This is a genomic window from Trichococcus sp. ES5 (assembly GCF_900067165.1).
Lineage (GTDB): Bacteria > Bacillota > Bacilli > Lactobacillales > Aerococcaceae > Trichococcus > Trichococcus flocculiformis.
Genome location: NZ_FJND01000002.1, coordinates 222,683 through 244,436 on the forward strand (window position 1 = coordinate 222,683; position 21,754 = coordinate 244,436).

A 21,754-nucleotide genomic window follows, 5' to 3' on the forward strand; every position below is an offset into this window, starting at 1 on the left:
GCCTCCAATTCCTCAAAAACAGCTGTCTTAGCTCTTTATGCCGTCAAAAATTTGCATATTTCCAGTCCGAACTGCCTTGCCTGATCCGGACCGCTCGCAGTGATGACATTGCCATCGACTGTCAACGCGGACTCAGAATAAATGGCTCCTTTTGCTTCAATAGTTGCGATTTCGGATTCGAAAACAGTCGCATTTTTCTTCTTCAACAAACCAGCATTCGCCAAGACCACCGGCGCGATACAGATTGCAGCAACCATTTTGCCCTGCCCGTTCATCGCCTGTGCCAACATCCAGGCATGCGGATCGTCGAAGAAAACACGGCTCCCCTGACCTCCAACGAACACCACTCCATCAAAACTGGTCGTATCGACATCCTCAACCAAAAGATCCGACTGCGCAATCCCGCCATGCACCCCCATACAAGTTCCGGTCTTGTGGCTTGCGATCCACATCTCATGCCCGCATTTCGCAACCTCTTCCTGGGTCATGAATAATTCTTCATCACGAAAGTCTTCAGGTGCAATCACAAATATTACTTTTGCCATACGGTTGTCCCCCATTCATAGTTTATCCCGATTGGATAATGATCGCTTCGCTTTAAGAGCCGTGATCGAAAATCCCAAGGAAAATCCGACTTTAGCTATCTAAATTATACTACAAGCCTAGCAAGAAAGCGATTCCAACCAGGCGGCACTGCCTATTACTAGGCTCCGAGTCGAATCCGAAAAAACGGTTGCCTACCTTGTCCGCAAACAGTGGTAAGCAACCGTTTTTTATTTTATCTGTACTATATTATTCTTCGTCGTCCAGATCAGCGTTGTGGAATACTTCGGAGACGTCATCATCGTCTTCCAGTTTTTCCAACATCGTTCTGAATTGCGTTTCTTTGTCCGCTGCAATAGACGACAAAGTTTGCGGAACCATTGTGACCTCAGCTTCAGCCAGGACATAGCCTTCTGCCTTCAAAGCTTCGGAAACAGCATCAAAATCGGCAGGATCCGTGTAGATTTCGAAAACTTCATCACTCGTCTGCAGCTCTTCTCCACCGGCTTCCAATACGCTCATCAACATTGTATCTTCATCCACATCCAAGTCTTCACGTTCGATTGCGATATAGCCTTTACGGTCGAACATGTAACTAACCGAACCTGATTCACCTAAAGATCCTCCATTTTTATTGAAAGCAACCCGGATATTAGTGGCGGTACGGTTGCGGTTGTCGGTCAAAGCATGGACCAAAACGGCTACACCGTTCGGACCGTATCCTTCGTAAGTGACTTCTTCATAATTTTCGCCTTCTCCAGCAGATGTTGCTTTTTTGATGGCACGCGTGATGTTATCATTCGGCATGTTCGCTGCTTTCGCTTTATCGATCATTAAGCGCAGGCTCGGATTAGATGAGGGATCCGGACCGCTGTTTTTTGCAGCCATATAAATTTCTTTCGATAATCTCTGAAAAATTTTACCTCGTTTTTGATCTGCAGCGCCTTTTGCACCTTTGATTTTACTCCATTTTGAATGTCCTGACATTCAGATCCCTCTTCTCATCTATTAATTTACTCAATCATTTTATCAAAAGTAACCGCTTATGGCAATTCACTTTCTGCCTTTTCTGACTGTAAAGAAGAACCAACCGGTGATTACCGCCAAAACTGCTCCTGCGCCGGCCAAGACCACATCTTCCTTCATCGCAAATGCCGGAGACACCAGCGATTGATGAAATTCATCCGCAGCCGCGTAACTGATGGAAAGCAGCAGCGCCACAACAATAGGCGTAACTACATCCCGCATCTTCCCGGAAAGACCGCCATACCAAAGATAAGTCAAAATGAAATAGGAAAGGAACAACCATATCTTGCTGCCGAAGAATCCCAGAAAACCGAAATAGCCCAAAGCCTCCGTGCTGACCATCTGCTCACCGTATCGGAAGGTGAATGTTGCGAATAACCCGGAGAGCGGTTGCGATTGCAGGAAATTCGCGATGATGTTCGGCAAAGCATAAAAATCTTGTCGGAAAGTGGCACGGTAATAGAGATAACCCATGATCAAAACTGCTCCCACTATATATGAATTGCTTCTTTGCTCTTTTTGCATGTAGTATTTTTCCTTTCCTGATGTGAATTCTTTTATTATTTCTGATGTAAAACGGATATAATGTACTTATGGCAATAAATTAGTCAATCAAGACTGAGAGGATGATCAACATGAAATATAGCCTTACCTGGGATTTGGACTCGTTTTTCGAAGGCGGGAGTTCTTCGCCGGACCTACAAGACAAGATAAAATCCATCCAAGACGGATTGAAGGATTTTGAATCCGCAGCAAACAATTGGAACCCTGAACGTGATAAACCGGAATACTCTGATTTGAAGGATTTGCTTCATTACGAGGAACAGTACACAAAAGCCCTGATGCAGTGCAACAGTTTCATAACAGGTATCCAATCCGCCGATGTATCGGATTTGAATGCAAGCGCAATCCATGCGCGAATAATTCAATTGTACAGCAAATTAACGATTATTCAAACGACTCTGAAGAAAAAAATAACCGCCATCGCAGAAAACGATTGGACGCTGTTGGTGGAAATGCCTGCCTTTTCAACTCTTGCATTTGCACTGTCAGAATGGCGCCAACAGGGCAGTCGCCTCCTCTCCGATAAGGAAGAAGCCTTATTGGCAAATTTGCGTGTCGATGGATTCAATGGCTGGAGCGCGCACTATGACACGCTCGTATCCTTCATCAAGATTCCTTTTGAAGAAGCTGACGGAACTTTGAACGAACTATCAGCTGGTCAAGCGATGAACCGGATGTATGCCGATCCTGATCCGAGCGTCCGCAGAAAAATATTCGTCGAGTGGGAAAAAGCTTGGGGATACCTTGCTCCAGCCTTCGCCGATACGCTGAATCACCTGCAAGGTTTCCGTTTGGCGGATTTCGAGGCGCATCAGGATGAGGACTTCTTGGTGGAGCCATTGCGTTACAACCGCATCAAACGCGAGACACTGGATACGATGTGGCAAGCCATCAGTGCGAACAAACAGCCCTTCCTTTCATTTTTGGACCGCAAAGCCGCTCTGATGGGCAAAGACAGGCTGGCTTGGTATGATGTCGATGCCCCTGTGTCACTCGGCAGTTTCCAGTCAAAAACCTTCAGCTTCGACGAAGCAGTCGATTACATCATCGAACACTTTGCCTCCTTCGGTCCGAAACTGGCAGACTTTTCCTTGGACGCCGTCAAAAACCGCTGGGTAGAAGCCGAGAACCGATCAGGCAAAAGACCTGGAGGCTATTGCGAAGATTACCCGGAATCGAAAGAGTCACGGATTTTCATGACCTTTACGGGTTCAGCCAGCGATATGAGTACACTGGCCCATGAATTGGGACATGCCTTCCATTCACACGTGATGCGCGATCTGCCGGATCTGAACACGCGCTACGCCATGAACGTCGCCGAAACGGCATCGACTTTTGCGGAAACCATCATCAGCGCTGCCACAGTCAGGGAAGCGAGCAGCGATGAAGAAAAAATTTCCTTGCTCAACACGAAGCTCGAAAATGCGACGGCCATGTTTCTGAATATACATGCTCGTTATCTTTTCGAGAAGACCTTCTACACCGAAAGGATGAACGGCTTTGTCACTGCAGAACGACTGTCAGTAATGATGGAAGCCGCCCAAAAAGAGGCTTATCAAGATGCCTTGAGTGACTACCATCCCCTATTCTGGGCGAGTAAATTGCACTTTTTCATCGATGATGTGCCCTTCTACAATTTCCCTTACACGTTTGGCTTCCTGTTCAGCCTGGGAATCTATGCGCAATCGTTGCAGCAGACTGAAAATTTTGAAGAAACCTATATTTCGTTACTGCGGGATACTGGTTCGATGACAACTGAAGACCTTGTGCTGAAGCATCTTGGTGCCGATATCACGCAGCCGGACTTCTGGAATCAAGGATTGGAGATCATGGCAGCTGATGTAAAGGAATTCCTGCTCCTGACCGAAAAGTATGTCTAAAGACAAAAGACAAAACACATCCCTGCGACCTGTATTTTGGGTCGTAGGGATGTGTTTTTAAGAGCGTGCCGGTCCATAAACCTTTATAAAGGAAGGTAGTATCGCGATTTCAAGCGGAAATGCAGGGCCTTCATCACCGTCTACATTCGTGATCAGTTTATCGCCATCCGCAATGGCGACAGTAGCGTGTTTGAATGTTCTATAGATGACAGTATCCGAATTTTTGAGTTCACCCATGATAAGCTGAGGCAGGATTTTCAGAGAATCCAACAGACTGAACTCCTTGAAAACGACCATTCGCATTTTCCCGTCATCGACTTCTGCTTGTGGCATGAAACGCTCGAAACTGGCGATTGAATTCGTTAAAGCAATCAGGAGGAGCGGGGATTCCTGAGTAAATGTTTCCTCATCCACTGTTATGCGGAAACGATGCATCGGCTGGTTCGCCAGCGCTTTCCCTCCTTCAATGAAGTAAGCCAGTGGACCTAATTTTGTTTTTTGCTCCACACTCACTTCTTCCACAGCTTCAGGAATCGCGCCGGCAGCTACATTAGACACAAAATATCGGTCATTGACTTTGCCGATATCCAAATCCAACAAGACCGCAGTTTCAAACATTTCGATAGCCTGCCCGGGGTCCAAAGGGATGCCGAGCGCCCTTGCCAGATCATTGACAGTGCCCAATGGTACGAAACCGAAAGCGACATCTGTTCCGGCAGCCGCCAAGCCGTTGATGGTTTCATTGACTGTGCCATCACCTCCCATGCAAAACACAGCTTCATGGCCGTTCTTTGCAGCTTCATACGCAAACTTCATGGCATCGCCCTGTTTCCCTGTTTCTTTGACTGTCATCTCTTCGAACATGTTTCTCAATTGCGTTTCCATCAATTCCAGATAACTAGAGGCCATTTCGCCCCCTGATGATGGATTGACGATCAATGTACAAATGCCCATTTCATTCCCCCACTTTCATTTTATCTCTAATGTAAGTGTAGCATGCAACACTCACATCCATAAAGTAGAACACCATTTTTCGAATTTTGAGCATATCCTTGGCTTTTCGCTTACAAAATGTGTATAATTTCATAACGTTCGAAGTAAAACAGATTGAATTAGGGGGAGCAGTATGACAAAAGACTATCGTGTCCTACTCTATTATAAATATACACCGATAGAGGATGCAGAAACATTCGCGCAAGAACATCTACGATTCTGCAAAGAAATCGGCTTAAAAGGAAGAATTTTGGTAGCACCGGAAGGCATCAACGGCACGGTCTCCGGAACAATCGATCAAACACAAGCCTACATCGCTCAAATGAATGCAGATCCGCGCTTCAGCGACATCACCTACAAAATCGATGAGACAGACGGTCATGCCTTCAAAAAGATGTTCGTCCGCCCACGCCAGGAAATCGTTTCCTTGCATTTGGGAGGAGACGATCTCGATCCCAACGAAACTACTGGTGAATACTTATCTCCGGAAGCTTTCCGCGAAGCCATTCTAGACGAAAATACTGTCGTCATTGATGCCCGCAACGATTATGAGTACGACCTCGGCCACTTCCGCGGAGCTGTTCGTCCGGATATTGCAAACTTCCGCGAATTGCCGCAATGGATCCGTGAAAACAAAGAACAATTTATGGAAAAACGAGTTGTGACTTATTGCACCGGCGGCATCCGTTGTGAAAAATTCTCAGGTTGGCTCGTCAAAGAAGGTTTTAAAGATGTCGGCCAACTGCATGGCGGGATCGCAACCTACGGCAAAGACGAAACGGTTAAAGGCGATCTTTGGGATGGGAAAATGTATGTCTTCGATGAGCGCATCGGTGTGGATATCAATCGTATCGAACATGTCGTGGTCGGAAAGGAATGGTTCGATGGAACACCATGCGAACGCTACGTGAATTGCGCCAATCCAAGCTGCAACCGGAGAATACTTTGTTCCGAAGAAAACGAGCACAAATACATGCGCAGCTGTTCGCATGAATGTCGCGTCCATCAGCCGAATTATTATGTGCAACGTAATCAATTGACGCAGTCTGACGTTGAGGAACGTTTGGCTGCCATCGGTGAAACATTTGAGAATACTGCTACTACAACAGTATAGCAATAACATTGTCAGCAAGGATATTATTCCTTGCTGATTTTTTGTGTTCCTCTCACTTAGTGATTGTTCACGCTATGTAATAGTCAGGGCAAAGCTTTTTTGTTATACTTATAAGTGACCACCTGAAAAGGAAAGAGGGAATTTATGAAGAATCCAGATGGAAATAATGCGGAAAAATGGCTGAAAAAAACCGGCGAATTTGTTAAACGCCTTGGGCAATCAATAAATAGCCGCCTCCAGCGGATTTTCACGAAAGAAAATGCTTCAAAAACAAAAGAGAAAGCTTTGCTTTGGGAACAAAAAACCCACAAGCGTATAAACCAAAGTAAGACTTCATTGCGAAAAATGAAACAAAAGTTGGACACCGAAACAAACATGAAGCCGCTCCTCTCAAAAGGAGCTTTCGGTCTCAATGTTTTTTTCGGTGTCATCCGGAACATTTTTACCGGAATCCTACTTCTGATGGTCTTGTTGGGCATGTTCGGCGGTGGCGTTGGTCTGGGTTATTTCGCTAATTTAATTTCAAAAGAAACTGTACCCACCTATGAAAGCATGGCTGAAGACATCGGGAATGTCGAACTCGTTTCCACTATGTATTATGCGAACAGCGAAGCCATTTCGGAAATACGCACCGATTTGGTCAGGACAACTGTCGGATCAGAAAACATCTCTCCGCTCATCAAAGAAGCACTCATCGCAACAGAAGATGAAAATTTTTATGAGCATAATGGGATTGTACCTAAGGCCATTTTAAGGGCGTTGGTGACTGAACTGACCGGATTCGGCAGTCAAAGCGGCGGTTCAACATTGACGCAGCAGCTCGTCAAACAACAGATTTTGACTAATGAAGTGACTTTTTCCCGCAAAGCCAATGAGATTTTATTGGCGCTACGGCTTGAAAATTTCTTTACGAAAGATGAAATTCTGACAGCCTACCTGAATGTCTCGCCATTCGGCCGAAACAGCAGTGGTTCCAACATCGCCGGTATAGAGGAAGCGGCGAACGGTATTTTTGGCGTCCATGCTATCGATGTTTCGTTGGCTCAGGCGGCGTTTTTGGTAGGTATCCCACAGAATCCATACACTTATACCCCTTTCACCCAATACGGAGAAAGAAAAGAAGATTTGACTGCAGCCCTTAACCGAAAAAATACTGTGCTTTTCCGGATGCTCAGCGAGGGATATATCACCAAGGAAGAATATGATGCTGCAATCGCGTATGACATCACCCAAGATTTCGTACCTGCTAATGCCACACAAGAGGATCGGAACAGTTACCTTTATCAAGCTGTCGAACGTGAAGCAATCCTTGTTCTGATGGAACAGGCCGCAGCCGCAAACGAGCTTACGATGGACGATCTGGAAGCCAACATCGAATTGTACAACGAATATTACGCCGATGCCGACAACACGTTGCGCTTGTCCGGCTACAACGTATACAGTACAATCGACAAAGATGTCTACAACGGCATGCAAGAAGTGGCAGCAGATTACGGACAAACTTTGGGCGAAACCTTTGTGGATTCTTATGTCGATGCAAACGGAGTCACGCAGGAAGTGATTGAGCTTGCGCAAACAGGCAGTGTTCTTATCGAAAATCAGACCGGTAGAATCATCGGCTTCATCGGTGGACGAGATTTTTCAGTCAACCAGGTGGACCATGTATTCAGCACGAAACGTTCTCCTGGTTCCACGATTAAACCGTTGTTGGTCTATGCACCGGCGATTGAACAAAATCTGATCTATCCCGCCTCGATGGTGCCTGATACAAAGATAAGCATCAAACAGCCAGATGGCACATTATGGGAGCCTACTAACTTCGGCGATACCATTTCCAATACTTACGTGACCGCGCGCCAGGCCCTCTACCAATCTAAGAATAATCCGACAATCAAACTCTATGTCGCTATGAACAGCAAAGGAATGAATCCTGGGCAATATTTGGAAAAGATGGGTATCACTTCAATAGACGAATCGGAATACGGCAATCCGTCCTTAGCGATTGGGGCAACGAATGACGGACCGACTGTTTTGGAGCAGACCAGCGCGTTTACGACCTTCGCAACTGGAGGCGAGCATGTATCGCCTTACCTGATCGAAACAATTACGGACAAGCACGGAAATGTTGTTTATCAGCATGAGTCCGAAGCGACAAGAGTGTTCTCGCAGGATACAGCTTATTTGACTTTGGATATTCTGCGCGACGTCATAACTGACGGCACTGGCCGTTCGATCAACAATTATCTGAATTTCAACGCTGACTGGGCCGGAAAGACCGGTACATCGGAAGCTAACCGTGACATTTGGTTCATCGCCAGCACCCCTACCGTTACGCTCAGCTCTTGGATGGGTTACGACAATTACAAGGGGGAACATGTCTTCTATGATCCGAATAATCAAGGACTTCCAACTGGCCGAAATTTGAATTATTGGTCGCAAATCGCCAACAAAATCTACAGCATCAATCCGGGCATTCTCGGGACCGACCAGACGCATCAGCGGCCGGAAGGCATTGTCGAAAAATCAGTTTTGGCCGAAACCGGAACATTGGCAGGAACCGTGTCATTCGCGAACGGCTTATCCGTCACGCTTAATGGTGGAACCAGGACCGACTTATTCAAAGCTGATGCGTTGCCGAAGCAAATTTCCTACTACTTCTCCCCCGGGGCTACCGATAAAGACCTGGAAGACTATTGGGATAGTTATTTGGCTGAAGCAGCAGCAAGACGCAATGCAGCCGCTGCAGCAGCAGCAGCTGCCGCAGCTAGCCAAAACAATGCGGCAAATAATGCCGACGATGCAGAGAAAGAAGATCCTACAGAAGAAGAAGATGCGGAAACACCTCCTGACACAGAACCAGAAGGTGAAACACCACCCGCTGATGAAACTCCCACAACTGAAGAATAAGCGAAAAGGCTGCCCGTCATGGCAGCCTTTTGTTTTTGGCATTTGTATTTTCGTCAGCAGTGCCGGAAAACACTCCAAATTTCTTGCCCAAAAAGCCCTGCATCCATTCAGGATACAGGGCTTTTTGGTCTTGAGTGTCTCGCGGATGAACACATTATTTTTTAAGTAAAGTTGTTCCTCTGTTGACAATTTTGTATGGAAGGATGATTGATTTCTCATCAATTTCTTCCTTGTTCATTATTTTAGTCAGTAAACGCATCGCTACAGCGCCGATATCATACAACGGCAACATGATGGACGTCAATTTTGGGCGAGCCATTTCTGTAATACGAGAATTGTTGCTGGCAGTGACTTCAAATGCTTCAGGAACGCTGACACCTGCATTGATGATACCGTTCAACAGGCCGATTGCAAGTTCATCGCCGGCTACATATGCTGCATCCACTCCTGCTTCAAGTAATTGAGGAGCCAACAGCTCACCATTTTGAAGCGTCGGCTCACATTCGAAGACAAGCGCTTCATCAAAGGGAATATTTGCATTGACCAGAGCGTTTTTGTAACCTTTTAGTCGATACTGTCCATTGATTGGATTGGAAAGTGAAGCTGATACAAAAGCGATATGTTTTTTTCCGTTCGCAATCATGTTCGCTACACCTTCTTCGGTTGCACCGATATAATCGATATTGACGCTTCCGACTTGTTGCTCAGGATCGATTGTTCCAGCCAGCACGACCGGCGTTTTGGATCGGGAAAATTCTGCGCGCAACTCATCCGTAATCTTATTGCCCATGTAGATGATGCCATCCACTTGTTTCGCAAGTAACGTATTCAACACTTGGATTTCTTTCTGGTCATTCTGATCAGAGTTCGCTAAAATGATGTTATACTTGTACATTGTAGCGATATCATCGATTCCGCGTGCTAGAGATGCAAAGAATAAGTTTGTGACATCAGGGACAATAACCCCTACAGTCGTTGTTTTCTTGCTTGCCAAACCACGGGCAACCGCATTCGGTCTGTAATCCAAACGTTCAATGACTTCCAATACCTTTTTTCTTGTGGATGGTTTCACGTTGGGATTACCATTCACTACGCGGGAAACAGTTGCCATGGAGACGTTTGCTTCGCGAGCCACATCGTAAATTGTAATCGTTTGTTTTTCCATTTATGTTGCTCCTTATCTCAATTGTTTTCAATTTTTTATTTTCCATTACTCAACATAATGTTGTAAATATTGATTATTTTACAAGCTTATAATGAATTTAACATTGTTTCAAAAGATATGCAAGCGTTTTATAAAAGTTTTCATGAAAATTTCACATTGCATTATTCAAAAATAGAACCCTCATTATATGCTATAATACTAAAGAAAGGAAGGTGTCATATTAAAAATGCCTTTAAATCTAATTATCAATTTAATGAAAAAACAAGATGTAGATATCGTATTTCTCAATGATCCCAAAAACGTCTTTTATGTTTCCTCATACAGAAGCGATCCGCATGAGAGAGTTTTAGCGGCGGTTCTGTTCAAGGATGCTACGCCCATCCTGTTTGTCCCTGCATTGGAAGAAAATGATGCGCGGAAGACTGCAGAGGGATTTGATGTGATCAGTTACATGGATACGCAAGATCCTTGGACAGTACTGGCAACCAATATTAAAGAACGTTATTCATCGCGGTCGGGCTGGTCCATCGAAAAGGACTTTTTGACTGTCGAGCGAATGGAGACGTTGCGAAAACATTTCCCGACAGCTACTTTCAACCACAACATAAGCACGGCACTTCAGAACATGCGCCTAATCAAATCCGAAAAAGAAATTACGTTCATGAAACAAGCAGGCTATTGGGCTGATGAAGCACTTAAAATAGGTGCTGGAACGCTGCGCGAGGGCATTACCGAACTTGAAGTCGTTGCCGAAATTGAATATCAGCTGAAAAAAAGAGGCGTAGCCGAAATGAGCTTCACCACTATGGTGTTGTTCGGCGAAAACGCGGCTAGCCCCCATGGTGTTCCAGGCGATACCAAGCTCAAGAAAAACCAGTTTGTGCTGTTCGATTTGGGAACCATGCATGAAGGTTATGCAAGTGACGTGACACGCACGTTCTTCTTTGGTGAAGAACCCTCCGCGCACCAAAAACGAATCTACGAGTTGGTGTTGGCTGCCCATGATGAAGCCATGGCTGCAGTCCATCCCGGGATCAAAGCTGGTGATTTGGATGCTGTAGCGCGGACAATCATTACCGAAGCAGGCTACGGTCGCTACTTCAACCATCGCCTCGGACACGGATTGGGTCAAGGCGTTCATGAGTACCCTTCTATCATGGAAGGCAATGAAATGATCCTTACTGAGAATATGTGTTTTTCTATTGAACCCGGCATTTATATCGAAGGGGATATCGGCGTCAGAGTCGAAGATTGCGGTTATGTGACTGCGGATGGTTTTGAGCCCTTCACCAACACTCCAACCGATATAGGCGCATATTTGAAATTGATCGATTAGTTGATTGAATCAGTTTAGCAGTAGCGACCAACAAAACAGTGTGCAAAAAAAAACAGGCACCCGGCCTGTTTTTTTTGCGCATTCAGATGTCTTCCACGCTATCTTTTATTTCATCGATCTTTTCTTCAACTGCGACCTTTTTTTCTTCCGTTACGGCTGCAGCTTCCTCTTTGCCTTCTTCAGCGATGACAGAAGCAAATTCTTTCACATCAGTGGCTTTTTCTTTGATGTCGTCCTTAGCTTTCTTCAAGTCTTCACCGACATGTTTCGTTGTTTCAGAGAATTGTGTTTTGATTGAAGAAGTGGTGTCCTTCAAGTTAATTTTGATGTCTTCAGTGGTTTCTTTGGCGACATCCATGAACTCATTGCTCTTCTCCACAGCGATATCCGCGTAATCGCGCGCTGTGTCCAGAAGACTATTTACTTCCTCCGTGATGTCATCGCGTAGTTCTTTGCCTGGTTTAGGCGCAAACAGCAAAGCTGTAATGGCTGCAGCAGCCCCACCGATGATTGCCCCTAATACAAATCCGCCTTTATTTTTTGTCATAATCCTCAATCTCCTTTTTATTATTTATTGGTTGTCGCTTCAGTAAGTTTTGAACTTTGTATCCTTCGCTTCTTTCTTCGCTTGCCGTTGCCGGGCAATTGCCATCGCTGTCCGCCCAAGCTTTCCGACCGTGGAGGAACCTGATGTGCTTTTTACGCCTTTACCTCCACCTTTAAGTGATACCGCCAAATTTCTGGTAGATTGGTTCACATCAGAAACCGTCACTCCCAGGTCACCGATTGCGGTGAATAAAGGATCTGTCTTGCTGATTTTGCCGTTCAGGTCATCTACTAACGTATTGGCCTTATTCAGCAAGCCTTCGACTTCAATCGACAAGTGGTCAACATCTTTCGTGATGACGGCCAGACTTTTGTTCGCTTCCTGGGTCACTTTTTCAACCTCGCCTAAGATATCAGTGACTTTCCTCAATGCCAAAATGATGAAAACCACCAACACTGCAAAAGCCAACGCAGCAATCAAAGCTGCAATTTCACCATACCCCATTATTTGTACTCACTCCTTCTTGATTCATACCTGCCTCTGTCAAAGCATTGTACGAATTTTTATAAGATTTATTTCATTTATAATAAAATGATACCATAGACATTTCCGATATGCTATTGAAAACCCTTCAGATAATAACGAATCGTCTGGGAAGGAATAGTTCCGATTTGGACATGCTTTCTTCAACAAAATGTAAACCTATCTTCATTTTCATAAGTCGCAGAATTTGATACAATGAAACCAACTGTTCAGAAATGAGGGATTTTATGAATGATATAAGCACGCAAGACAGCGCACTTGCACAAGATTTGATAGAGGAAGTGGTGACGAATCCAAACATTTTCGTAAAATGGTGGAACAGCATCGCCTGGGAAGAGATTGTGGGCTTGTTTATTTCAAAAGGCATAACCTTGCTTTTTTTGCTGCTCATCTTTTTTGCTTTAAAAAGTTTATCCAATTACGTATTGCACCGAACTTTTGAAAAACAGATTTTGACCAAGCACATAACGCAGAACCGCGCTACCACCATCTACAAAATAGCCGAGAACGGTTTGCGTTATCTCTTGTTCTTCTTTTTGATTTATGGGATCCTTTCCATCATGGGCGTACCCATCGCTACATTGATTGCCGGTGCGGGTCTAGCAGGTCTGGCTATCGGTCTTGGCGCACAGCAGTTCATCAATGATATCGTCAATGGATTCTTCATTATCCTGGAATCACAATTTGATGTCGGTGATCATGTTGTGATCGGCGGAATTGATGGTACAGTCGTGAACGTTGGCTTGCGGACGACACAGATCAAAAGTTTTGATGGCACGCTGCATTTTTTACCTAATCATACCATCACGACCATCAGCAACCTGTCCCGAAATGATATGCGGGCCATGATCGATATCCTGTTGTATCCGGATACCGATTTTGAAACGGTCAATCAGGTAATTCAGGCCGTCAATGAACGAATTGTGCCGGAACATCCGGAAATCGTCAAAGGCCCTAATGTCATTGGCATCACCGACAAAGGGAATGGCCAGCTTGCCTATCGGGTTGTCTTTTATACATTGAACGGCCAGCAGTACAGCATCCAAAACTTGTTCTTGGGAAGCTACCGTTCCGCACTGTTGGAGGCCGGTATCCAGATTCCTGCTATGCCGTACACCGTGCCGAAAGCATAAATCCCGTACGCAAAAAGTGCTCCACCCCCAAACCATTCGAGGGTGGAGCACTTTTTTCTTTTTATCAAATGTTGAGGCTTGAAGCAGATGGCTGCTTTCTATCTTTTGTAGGCCACTTCTTCCTTTTCCTCGATTTTCTCTAATTTGTAGATGCGGTGGATGCCATGCACCAGATGATTCACTCTTGTCAGTATCTCTTTGCGCGTGATGATGCCGATAAATTTGCCGTCATCTTCGGTAACGCACAAGAAATTGTGATCGATCAGATAATTCAGGATATCCTCCAGGTCTGTCCATGGGCGGATGGTCTGTACATTCCTGTCCATCACATCTTCCACTTTGAGTGTTTCCATTTTGTCATAGCGGATCGCATCGATTTCCGTGATGGCTTTGATGATCATCGGTATGGAAATCAGTCCTTTGATGCGGGACTTCGAATCCAAAACGGGAATGACGGAATACTTCACTTGGGACAACACGAGAAACGCATGGTTCAGGTTATTCGAACAATGTACATTAGCGACATTTTCGCCGCGGATCATCAGATCTCCGCAGGCATCATTGTCCAGCAATAACGCAGCTACTTCGCTACTAATCATTAATTTTTCCTCCTAAAAGGTGGCCATCCGGAGTCTGTGCAGCCGGATGCACCTTCTTTGCATGTGATCAAAGCATTTGAAATTGTTTTCTCAGATCGACCACTTCCTGATGGTGGTCATTGTAATAGGTAACAGTAGCCGTTTGGTCATCCAACGTGACGATACAATAGGTCTTTTCCATCAGCGTGCCACGTGGTTGGCTGATGCTACCGGGATTTATGAAAAGGATGCCCTCCTCCTGTTCCGCTTTGGCGATATGAGTATGCCCATAAAACACCAGCGAAACATTCGCCTGCTGAGCTTCTCGTTTCAGACCGGCAATCGAGCCCCCTACGGAATGCTGATGCCCGTGGACAACCAGTACATTTTTGCTGCCGGCCTGGAAACGGTATTCGTCGTTCATCTGATAATCATAATCGCAATTTCCCATCACAGTGGACATGATCCCCCAAATCAGATCGGAACTGCTTAATTCAGAATCACCGCAGTGTACGAAATGATCAACCTGATTTGAATAGCGTAAAGCCAGTTCGTTAAGAATATCTTTGTTACTATGGCTGTCACTGACTGCAAGTATTTTTATCATCTAATCCGCTTCCTTTTCCAACCATGCTGCCCAATTTTTCTCAAGATTTTTCAGGGCAATCGCACGGTGGCTGATCTGATTTTTTTCTACATCGCTCAACTCTGCCATCGTCTTTCCCAAGTGTGGCAAATAAAACAACGGATCATATCCGAAACCATAGTCTCCGCTCGGGAATTCCGCTATTTCACCCTCGATATCCCCTTCGACAACCAGACTTTCCCGATCCGGATGGGCCAACACTAAGGTACAATGGAAATGCGCCTTACGGGATGGGTTTTCCTGGGACCCGAGCATCGCCAGCACCTTGGCATTATTGGCGGCATCACTTTTCATTCCGCCAGCAAATCGGGCTGAAAACACACCTGGTTGGCCATCCAAGGCATCGATGCAGATGCCGGAATCGTCCGCTAAGACCGTCATGCCTAATAATTCAGCGATTGTCTCAGCTTTCTTCCGTGCATTAGCTTCGAATGTATAGCCCGTTTCCTCAACATCTTCAATCTCCGGATAGTCCAACAAAGTTACGACTTCATAGCCTTTTGGTTCAAATAGGACGGCGAAATCTCTGGCTTTTCCAGGATTTTTGGTTGCTATTACGATTTTCTTTTTTTCATTTGCGTTCATCGTATCCCTCATTTCTCAGTCATTCTCGATCAAATTTAGCAAATCAACCTTTTCAATCGTAAAATTGCTCTGTCCGAGCCAATTTTCTGCAATATCCGAAAACAGTTTAGGCGAACCCGTCGTATAAAATCTGTATTCGGATGCTTGCTTGTTGTGCGAACTCTCCGCCAATCGGAAATAATCCAAGAGCGTGCTCACCTCAGATACCGTTTCAGCCCCGGAATCGATAAGAGTTACACAAGGCCCCATCACATTTTGGATGAGCGGTGTCAAGAGCGGATAATGCGTGCACCCTAGAATGAGAGTATCAACAGATTCTTTCAGTAAAGGTTTCAGCGTTTCCGCAACCACTTTTTTGGCGATTGATCCGTTGTATTGGTTACTCTCCACTAGCGGCACAAATTTTGGGCAGCTCATGCTGATGACTGAAATACCCTTGTCTTTGTCCTTGATGGTTTGTTTATAAACGTCGCTGTTGATGGTGCCTTTTGTACCGATTACGGCAATGCGTTCATTTTTTGAATGTTTGATTGCCGCTCGGCTACCGGGATTGATGACGCCGATCACCGGAATGTCTATGCGCTCGCGGATGACATCTAAGGCGGCTGCGGTCGCTGTGTTGCAAGCAATCACCAGCATTTTGATATCTTTCTTCAGCAGAAACTGTGTCATTTCCCATGTGTATTGAATCACTTCTTCTTTGGGCCTTGGTCCATAGGGGCATCTGGCGGAATCCCCCAGATAATAAATGGATTCATTGGGAAGCTGTTTCATTGCTTGTTTCACGACGGTCAAGCCGCCGACGCCAGAGTCAATAAAACCGATTGCTTTTTTACTCATGCAGTAACTTCCTTTATTTGTTTTCGTATCTCTATTTTACCTTAAGATAAAGGATTTTTGTAAAAATGAGGCAAATTTCATTCTGATTTGCTTCACTTTTGTGGTTTAGACTAGATTGCTTTCTCCAATAGGGCTGCCGATTATTGGCAGTCCGAAATTATGTATGCTACAATAGTCTCAATTTAGGGACGGTATTTTTTGTCCTCCAGAAGCTTCCGGTACTACGATGGATGCAAACCAATAAAAAGGAGTGGATATTCAAATGAGTTATCAATCGATTGTCACAGTAGTCGATAAGGGATTGGTCGACCGTGTCTTCGAGAGTGCCCGCTGCGAAGAATCCTACTGCGGTACCGTCATCTCAGGCCGCGGATCCGGGATGCACGAGAACAAAAAGTTGTTCAATCTGGCGCTGGAACCGGAAAAGGAAATTTTGCTGGTTTTGACCCAAGAAGAGCATTCCGAAAAAATCATCAGTCAAATTGAGGAAGCCGTAAACATTACCGCACCCGGTAATGGCATCCTATTTGGGATCAATTTGAAAAGAGTTCATGGTATTGCTGAATAGTAAGGAAAGCTGAACGGGTTCGTTCAGCCCTGAAAGAAATTTAGGAAATCTGTCCGCCTGAGCATCGAAGAGCGCAATATGCTGAGAGACTTCCTGCGTCAGCAGGTTAGTCGAATAGTATCCTTGGCTCGCAGAGACAAGGGGTTCCTTGATCCTTTCCGAAGGGCTAACCCGTGAAGCTGGACATCATTTTAGATGCATGAAACATTTTGCAAACTTGTGAAACACCTACGGTGATGCACTTTTCACTCTGGAAAATTTTATAAATTCCTATATGTGAACAAAGGAAACTCGTTATACCGCGACCGGCGGCATAACGAGTTTTCATTTGTTTCCGGATCGGATAACCCCGTTCAGCTTTTCAGCAAGCGGCGTTGTTCCTCTTCTTTTTTCCAATCCGAAACATATTTGAAGACTGGAATCAACAGTAAGATTAATCCCAAAGCTTTTTTGGCAGTCCACATAAATATCTCCCTTTCTGATTGCATGTTGAACTTCTTACCTCTATTATGCCTGATGTTGAAAAAAAACGCTATTGATAGGCATCATCAGAAAATAGACTCTATCCACTAATTAAAATACGTGTATAATGAAGTGTAGATTTAAGGGGGGAAAAATTAATTGGATCCTGAAAACGAAAATGCCCATATTATCGATAACAAACACTTCTCCTATTTATTGATAAGGGATTACCTGCTGGGGAACATTCTAGGTGAACATACCGATGAAATATTATATTGGGCCGGCAAAGATTTGGCTCGGCAGTTCCCATTAAAAAATCAGGAAGACCTATATGAGGCGATGATTTATTGCGGATTCGGTCAGCTCGAACTGCTTAAAAAGGAAAAAAACGCCCAACAATACCGTCTGGAAAGCGATTTAGTCACTGTCCGCACCCAAAACGAACAAGCCTCCTTCCAACTGGAAGCCGGATTTTTGGCGCAGCAGATCCAGATGACGACCGGCCTCCCTTGCGAAGCAAAAGCGGAGATAATAGTCGGAAAAGACAAAAAAAAAGAAGTGCTCATCACGCTGTTCATCGAATGAATCAAAACGCCCGAGCATACCGGCAATTCGTTGCCTGTATGCTCGGGCGTTTTTTGGGGAATTCTGCGATGTTTGACTGTTCTCCGGCGAAAGCCGCCTTGGTCGGGGCTGCGGCCATACTTGCCTCGCTCTCCTCCGGTGAAGGGATCCTCACCGGAGCTGGGAATTTTTAGGGTGGTGCTCCTCCGGTGACAAGGTCCTTGCCTGAGATGCGCATCCGGTACGTTGCTCTCCTCCGGCCAGCTACCTTCAGACCCAACGAACACCACCACAGCACCCAAAACAAAAAGAGTTGCCGGATATCCTGAAACATCAGGACACCGGCAACTCTTTCTTATTATTTAGATATATTTTTCAAGCGTTTCTTCAAGCATCTCTTTTGCGTGATAGCCGACTAATTTTTCTACGACTTGGCCATCTTTTTTGATCAACAACGTCGGAATGCCCATGATGCCGAATTGGCTTGGAGTTTGCGGATTAGCATCCACATCCATTTTAGCGAATGTTACTTTGTCGCCGATTTCTTCATCCAATTCATCGATGATTGGTGATTGCATGCGGCAAGGTCCGCACCAAGTTGCCCAAAAGTCCACCAATACGACCCCATTTTTTGTTTCTGTTTCAAAATTTGCATCTGTTAATATTTTTACCATTGTATTTACTCCCTTCGAAATTCACCTTTATATGTTGATTATAGCAGAGGCTATACTCAGTACCAATCAATCTGCTCAGCCGCGGAACGTTACGATTGTCGCACCGTTTCCCCCAGCATTCACCGGTGCATACTCGTAGGAAAGCACTTGTGGGTGACGCTTCAATAAATCGCCGACCCCTTTGCGGAGTGCACCTGTCCCTTTCCCATGAACGATAGTCACTTGCGGATAGCCCGCCAACAAAGCAGCATCCAAATACTGATCGACTTCCGCCAATGCTTCTTCATAGCGCTGGCCTCTCAGATCGAGCTGGGTCGCGACATGACTGGATGAAGATGATTTGACAGTGGCCATCTGACGTTGTCTTTTTTGTTGCTGCGGCTCTTCTTTGATCAGCCTGAGGTCCGATTCCGGCAACTTCATCTTCATGATGCCCATCTGGACGACCCATTCGGAATTGCCTTTCTTTTCGACGAGCGTCCCCCGCTGGCCATATGTTTCCGTAATGACTTCATCACCCGGCTTGAACATTTTTTTCTCTTTCTCTTTGCGCAGGACTTTATTTTTGGCTAAAGACTCTTCTTGGCGCAAGTCATTGAATTGTCTGCGCAGATCGATCAATTCATGCTCTTTGATACTACCGGATTTCCCCATGTTCAGTTGCATCTCACGGATTTCCTGCAACAGGAATTCCGCCTCTTCTTTCGCCGTATCAACCAATTTGTTGGCTTCTTTTTTCGCGTCCTCGATGATTTTTTCCTTGTTTGTTTCCAGTTTTTCGTTGGCTCGCTTCAGGTCCGCCAATAACTTGTCGGATTCTTCCAACTGCGCTTGGAGCTGCAAGGATTCTTTTTCGGTGACGCGTCGCTTCTGTTCCAGATCCGCGATCATCTCGTTCAGGTTTTGGCTGTCCACATCAATGAAACCGCGCGCCTGATCGATGATACTCGGGTTTAGGCCGAGGCGTTTTGAGATATCGAAGGCGTTACTTCGCCCGGGAACGCCGATCTGCAGGCGATAGGTCGGCGCCAAAGTCTCAACGTTGAATTCCATGCTGGCATTGATCGTGCCAGAGCGATTGTATCCGTAGGCTTTCAGTTCAGGATAATGGGTAGTGGCCATGACATAGCTGCCGATGCCACCGATATAGTCTAAAATTGAGATGGCCAGGGACGCGCCCTCTTGTGGATCGGTACCGGAACCCAACTCATCCAAAAGCACGAGACTTTTATCGTCGATCTGATTGAGGATCGAAACGATGTTGGTCATATGCGAAGAGAATGTACTCAGGCTCTGTTCAATTGACTGCTCATCACCGATATCCGCAAAAATTTCTGTGAAAATACCGATTTGACTGTCCTCATCCGCCGGTATCTGAAGGCCTGATTGGCCCATCATTTGGATGATTCCGAGTGTTTTCAGCATGATCGTTTTTCCGCCCGTGTTCGGACCAGTAATAACGATGGCTTGATAGGCTTCGCCGAGGATCAGATCATTCGCGACAACGTCATTCTGATCGATGAGCGGGTGTCTGGCTTTCCAGATGGCGATATGATTCTCTTTGCTGATGATCGGGCGTGTCGCCTTCAGGGAATCGGCATAACGCGCTTTTGCATTGATGAAATCCAGAGTTGCCAGCACTTCGCTGTTCCCGTACAATTCCTGTGTGAAAGGCTCGATTTCCATCGATAATTCATACAAAATCCGTTCGATTTCCGCTTTCTCCTGTGCAGCCAACTGGCGCAGATGATTATTCAGATCCAGGATGGCTTGCGGTTCAATGTAAAGCGTCTGACCCGTCGAGCTTTGGTCATGGACAATACCGCCGAATTGATTACGGTATTCTACCTTTACTGGAATCACAAAACGGTCATTGCGGATCGTGATGATGGCATCGCTAAGGTAGGATGCCTTATTGCCTCTGATGATGTCATCCAACTTGGTCCGGATATTCTGTTCGCCCTGTTTGATTCCCGTGCGTATCCCTTTCAATGCGGGAGAGGCATCATTCTGTATCGTCCCATCTTCATAGACTGTTGCTTGGATCCTCCTTGTGATTTCCGGCAATACAACCAGCCCAGCAACCAGTTCATCCAGGACAAAGAAGGGAATCTCGTTGTCTTCGAACCATTGGAAGAACTGGATGATTTCTCTTGTGGTCGACAATACCCGACCGATTTCGGCGATTTCTTTACCATTCAAAGTGCCGCCTATCTCAAGACGCTTCAGATGGCTGCGGATGGATTTTAGCCTTGGCATCGGAATCCCGCCTTTCAGGCGCAGTACCTTTCTGCCGTCTTCCGTTTCATTCTGCAAGGCAACGACTTTTTCTTGATCGATTTCAGGCCGCAATGCCTGAATTTTATCTATCCCTTGATCTGTTGCCGCAAAATTCTGGAGTTGTTGTTTTATTTTTTCGAACTCTAACGTTCTGCTTATTTTATTATTCATCTGATTCTCCTAAAAGTGCTTTCTCCAAAAAAGCGGGACGATATAGTAACGCTATACGGTCCCTTTCTGTTTAACCAACTGTCTTTACTGAATGATGCCGATCCACCAGTCGTAGATCAAGCGTGAGAAGTAAGGCGTTTCGGACACCATAAAAGCCGCAAGATCGCTTTCGACATAGAGCTGTTGAATGAAATCCATCGGAATCATGGATGCGAGCGTCAGCAACAGGAAGATTCCGATGTAGTGCATCAGGAATCCAAGGACGCCGCCTCCCAGTTGGTTCAATTGTTTGATGATCGGGAAGAATGCCAATGAGTTCAGCATGCTCCCGACAAATCTCGTGACCAGCCAGCCTGCGAACAACAACAAGATGAACGCCAATCCGTTATAAAACGCCTGATCCAGGACGAACGATACCTCTTCTGTGTAAAAAATCAATTCTTTACCGAACTCGATGGATGGATATGGGACCAGCAGATCGATTTTTGCTGCGATCACGGTATAGTATTCTCTGGCAACCAAGAAAGATATGAAATACCCCACTGTATAGACAATCTGCAGAATAAGACCTCTTCTGACGCCCGTATAGATGCCCCTCAGCAACGTAAGCACTATGATAAACGTAAGCATTTTTT

At 45.5% G+C, this 21,754-nt stretch carries 21 protein-coding genes; 7 read left to right on the forward strand and 14 right to left on the reverse strand.

What is annotated here, in order from left to right; all coding sequences use genetic code 11:
- Positions 1-35: 35 nt before the first annotated feature.
- From TES5_RS03295 to TES5_RS03305, 3 genes are all read right to left on the reverse strand, one after another.
- Positions 36-545: a DJ-1/PfpI family protein gene (locus TES5_RS03295; protein ID WP_068559761.1), complete on the reverse strand. Its 510-nt coding sequence runs from the start codon at positions 543-545 to the stop codon at positions 36-38.
- 247 nt (positions 546-792) lie between these two features.
- Entirely contained in the window at positions 793-1,530 is a 738-nt protein-coding gene (locus TES5_RS03300) for a YebC/PmpR family DNA-binding transcriptional regulator (RefSeq protein WP_068559763.1), read from the reverse strand.
- Positions 1,531-1,596: 66 nt separating this feature from the next.
- Positions 1,597-2,094 (reverse strand): VanZ family protein, encoded by a 498-nt coding sequence (locus tag TES5_RS03305; protein ID WP_068559765.1) that lies wholly within the window; start codon positions 2,092-2,094, stop codon positions 1,597-1,599.
- Between the two features lie 110 nt (positions 2,095-2,204).
- Here TES5_RS03305 and TES5_RS03310 point away from each other — a divergent pair, with 110 nt between their 5' ends.
- On the forward strand, positions 2,205-4,013 hold the full coding sequence (locus tag TES5_RS03310) for a M3 family oligoendopeptidase (RefSeq protein ID WP_068559766.1): 1,809 nt from the start codon (positions 2,205-2,207) through the stop codon (positions 4,011-4,013).
- Positions 4,014-4,070: 57 nt separating this feature from the next.
- On the opposite strand, the gene TES5_RS03315 is transcribed toward TES5_RS03310, so the two are convergent.
- Complete coding sequence (locus tag TES5_RS03315; RefSeq protein WP_068559768.1) at positions 4,071-4,967, reverse strand: diacylglycerol/lipid kinase family protein; 897 nt, start codon at positions 4,965-4,967, stop codon at positions 4,071-4,073.
- Positions 4,968-5,139: 172 nt separating this feature from the next.
- Here TES5_RS03315 and TES5_RS03320 point away from each other — a divergent pair, with 172 nt between their 5' ends.
- Together TES5_RS03320 and TES5_RS03325 are read left to right on the forward strand one after the other, a co-directional pair.
- Positions 5,140-6,120 (forward strand): oxygen-dependent tRNA uridine(34) hydroxylase TrhO, encoded by a 981-nt coding sequence (locus tag TES5_RS03320; RefSeq protein WP_068559770.1) that lies wholly within the window; start codon positions 5,140-5,142, stop codon positions 6,118-6,120.
- Positions 6,121-6,264: 144 nt separating this feature from the next.
- Complete coding sequence (locus TES5_RS03325; RefSeq protein WP_068559772.1) at positions 6,265-9,027, forward strand: transglycosylase domain-containing protein; 2,763 nt, start codon at positions 6,265-6,267, stop codon at positions 9,025-9,027.
- Positions 9,028-9,181: 154 nt separating this feature from the next.
- Here TES5_RS03325 and ccpA read toward each other — a convergent pair whose 3' ends face one another.
- The gene (gene ccpA, locus TES5_RS03330; protein WP_068559774.1) at positions 9,182-10,192 is read right to left on the reverse strand and encodes a catabolite control protein A; all 1,011 of its coding nucleotides are present in this window, start codon (positions 10,190-10,192) and stop codon (positions 9,182-9,184) included.
- Positions 10,193-10,418: 226 nt separating this feature from the next.
- Between ccpA and TES5_RS03335 the strand changes: the two genes are divergently transcribed.
- On the forward strand, positions 10,419-11,528 hold the full coding sequence (locus tag TES5_RS03335; protein ID WP_068559776.1) for a M24 family metallopeptidase: 1,110 nt from the start codon (positions 10,419-10,421) through the stop codon (positions 11,526-11,528).
- A gap of 82 nt (positions 11,529-11,610) precedes the next feature.
- Here TES5_RS03335 and TES5_RS03340 read toward each other — a convergent pair whose 3' ends face one another.
- Both TES5_RS03340 and TES5_RS03345 read right to left on the reverse strand, forming a co-directional pair.
- Positions 11,611-12,075 carry a YtxH domain-containing protein gene (locus TES5_RS03340; RefSeq protein ID WP_068559778.1) on the reverse strand — a complete coding sequence of 155 codons (465 nt, stop codon included), beginning with the start codon at positions 12,073-12,075 and terminating at the stop codon, positions 11,611-11,613.
- A gap of 39 nt (positions 12,076-12,114) precedes the next feature.
- Positions 12,115-12,579 (reverse strand): DUF948 domain-containing protein, encoded by a 465-nt coding sequence (locus TES5_RS03345; protein ID WP_068559780.1) that lies wholly within the window; start codon positions 12,577-12,579, stop codon positions 12,115-12,117.
- A gap of 266 nt (positions 12,580-12,845) precedes the next feature.
- Here TES5_RS03345 and TES5_RS03350 point away from each other — a divergent pair, with 266 nt between their 5' ends.
- On the forward strand, positions 12,846-13,751 hold the full coding sequence (locus TES5_RS03350; RefSeq protein ID WP_068559782.1) for a mechanosensitive ion channel family protein: 906 nt from the start codon (positions 12,846-12,848) through the stop codon (positions 13,749-13,751).
- Between the two features lie 98 nt (positions 13,752-13,849).
- Here TES5_RS03350 and cbpB read toward each other — a convergent pair whose 3' ends face one another.
- From cbpB to racE, 4 genes are all read right to left on the reverse strand, one after another.
- Positions 13,850-14,350: a cyclic-di-AMP-binding protein CbpB gene (gene cbpB / locus TES5_RS03355; RefSeq protein WP_068559784.1), complete on the reverse strand. Its 501-nt coding sequence runs from the start codon at positions 14,348-14,350 to the stop codon at positions 13,850-13,852.
- Positions 14,351-14,417: 67 nt separating this feature from the next.
- Positions 14,418-14,936 (reverse strand): metallophosphoesterase, encoded by a 519-nt coding sequence (locus TES5_RS03360; RefSeq protein WP_083546367.1) that lies wholly within the window; start codon positions 14,934-14,936, stop codon positions 14,418-14,420.
- On the reverse strand, positions 14,937-15,560 hold the full coding sequence (locus TES5_RS03365) for an XTP/dITP diphosphatase (protein ID WP_068559786.1): 624 nt from the start codon (positions 15,558-15,560) through the stop codon (positions 14,937-14,939). It lies immediately after the preceding gene.
- Between the two features lie 15 nt (positions 15,561-15,575).
- Positions 15,576-16,400: a glutamate racemase gene (gene racE / locus TES5_RS03370; RefSeq protein ID WP_068559788.1), complete on the reverse strand. Its 825-nt coding sequence runs from the start codon at positions 16,398-16,400 to the stop codon at positions 15,576-15,578.
- A 262-nt stretch (positions 16,401-16,662) separates the two neighbouring features.
- Between racE and TES5_RS03375 the strand changes: the two genes are divergently transcribed.
- Positions 16,663-16,968, forward strand: a complete 306-nt coding sequence (locus TES5_RS03375; protein ID WP_068559790.1) for a hypothetical protein — start codon at positions 16,663-16,665, stop codon at positions 16,966-16,968.
- A 621-nt stretch (positions 16,969-17,589) separates the two neighbouring features.
- Complete coding sequence (locus TES5_RS03380) at positions 17,590-18,015, forward strand: YslB family protein (RefSeq protein ID WP_083546365.1); 426 nt, start codon at positions 17,590-17,592, stop codon at positions 18,013-18,015.
- A gap of 341 nt (positions 18,016-18,356) precedes the next feature.
- On the opposite strand, the gene trxA is transcribed toward TES5_RS03380, so the two are convergent.
- The 3 genes from trxA to TES5_RS03395 all read right to left on the reverse strand — a co-directional run bounded on the left by trxA (position 18,357) and on the right by TES5_RS03395 (position 21,749).
- The gene (gene trxA / locus TES5_RS03385) at positions 18,357-18,668 is read right to left on the reverse strand and encodes a thioredoxin (RefSeq protein ID WP_068559792.1); all 312 of its coding nucleotides are present in this window, start codon (positions 18,666-18,668) and stop codon (positions 18,357-18,359) included.
- 75 nt (positions 18,669-18,743) lie between these two features.
- A complete protein-coding gene (locus TES5_RS03390) occupies positions 18,744-21,119 on the reverse strand; it encodes an endonuclease MutS2 (protein WP_068559794.1) in 2,376 nt (791 codons plus the stop codon).
- 84 nt (positions 21,120-21,203) lie between these two features.
- Positions 21,204-21,749, reverse strand: a complete 546-nt coding sequence (locus TES5_RS03395) for a CvpA family protein (protein ID WP_068559796.1) — start codon at positions 21,747-21,749, stop codon at positions 21,204-21,206.
- Positions 21,750-21,754: the final 5 nt, after the last annotated feature.